This window comes from Streptomyces sp. W16 (assembly GCF_033194735.1).
Taxonomy (GTDB): Bacteria; Actinomycetota; Actinomycetes; order Streptomycetales; family Streptomycetaceae; genus Streptomyces.
Window position 1 is genome coordinate 1 of the sequence record NZ_JAWOAI010001075.1, and the last position, 1,393, is coordinate 1,393.

The following is a 1,393-nucleotide window of genomic DNA, read 5'->3' on the forward strand; positions in this document are numbered from 1 at the left end:
CGCCCATCTGCGGCTCGCCGCACGCCAGCAGTCGGCGTCCGGGCTCGAACAGCACGCCCGCCGCATCCGGCCCGCGGTCGACTGGCGGGACCTGGTCCTGCCCGACCGGTCACTGACCCAACTGCACGAACTCGCCCTGCGCGCCCGGCACCGCGACCGGGTCCTCGGCGACTGGCGGCTCAGCGCGGGCGGCGGCCGGGGGAGAGGTGTCCTCGGGCTGTTCGCCGGTGAGTCCGGCACCGGCAAGACACTGTCGGCGGAGGTCGTCGCGGCCGAACTCGGCCTGGATCTCTATGTGGTTCAGCTGTCGTCCGTCGTCGACAAGTACATCGGCGAGACCGAGAAGAACCTCGAACGGATCTTCACCGAGGCCGACCGCACCGACGCCGTGCTCCTCTTCGACGAGGCCGACGCGGTCTTCGGCAAGCGGTCCGAAGTGAAGGACTCGCACGACCGCTACGCCAACATGGAGAGCGCCTATCTGCTCCAACGGCTGGAGTCCTTCGACGGGATCGCGCTGCTCACCACCAACCTGCGCGCCAACATCGACGAGGCGTTCACCCGGCGGCTCGACCTGGTCGTCGACTTCCCGTTCCCGGACCCGGCGCAGCGGCTCGCCCTGTGGCTCCACGGCCTGACCCATGTGCCGAGCGCACCGGACCTCGAACTCGCTCCGCTGGCAAAGGAGTTCGAGCTCGCGGGCGGCTCCATCCGCAGCGCGGTCGTCACGGCCGCCTACCTCGCCGCCGGACGCGGGGACACGGTCGGTGCGGCGGACCTCCTGGAGGGGGCCCGCCGCGAATACCGCAAGGCGGGGCGGCTGGTGCCCGGCGAGGGCACCTGGTAGCCGCCCCGGCGGTCAGTTCGGCACTGTCAGCCTGACCGCCACCAACCAGTGGGCGTTGTCGAGGGTGCCCGCGAAGCCGTACGCGGGCCGCGGTTGGGTGCACTTCTGATCGCCCCAGTCCCAGCCGGAGCTGCGGACGATCCAGCAGAGCTGACCACTGCCGATGTTGTTCGCGAAGCCCGTGACGTACGCGGCGCCCGGCTTCGCGGTGCCGATGTAGTTGTCCTTGCCATCGGCGATGACGTCCGTCCACCCCGGGGTCCAGTACTTGCCGTAGCCGTTGGTCGACGCGGGGTCGTGGATGAAGGCGTTGGCGGCCGAACCGGCGGTCCCGGAGACCGCGATGTTCACGGAAAGGATCTGCTCGTCGTCGGTGGCGGTGGCGGCCGTGGCGCCGTCGCACTCCGGGGTCTGCCAGCCCTTGCCCCCGATGTAGATCCGGTAGCAGACATGGCGTCCGGAGTCCCGCGCGGCCAGCTTCTTCACCGCGGTCGCCGCCGTCACGGGCTTCGGCTTGGCGGACGGCTCGGAGTCTCCCGAGCCGCC

At 70.8% G+C, this 1,393-nt stretch carries 1 protein-coding gene and 1 pseudogene; one reads left to right on the top strand and one right to left on the bottom strand.

Annotated features, from left to right (window positions below; all coding sequences use genetic code 11):
• Positions 1-847: ATP-binding protein (locus tag R6V09_RS53195; RefSeq protein WP_317888564.1), on the top strand; the 847-nt coding region annotated here is incomplete at its 5' end.
• Positions 848-859: 12 nt separating this feature from the next.
• On the opposite strand, the pseudogene R6V09_RS53200 reads toward R6V09_RS53195, so the two are convergent.
• A pseudogene (locus R6V09_RS53200) lies at positions 860-1,393 on the bottom strand (hydrolase); the annotation flags it as partial.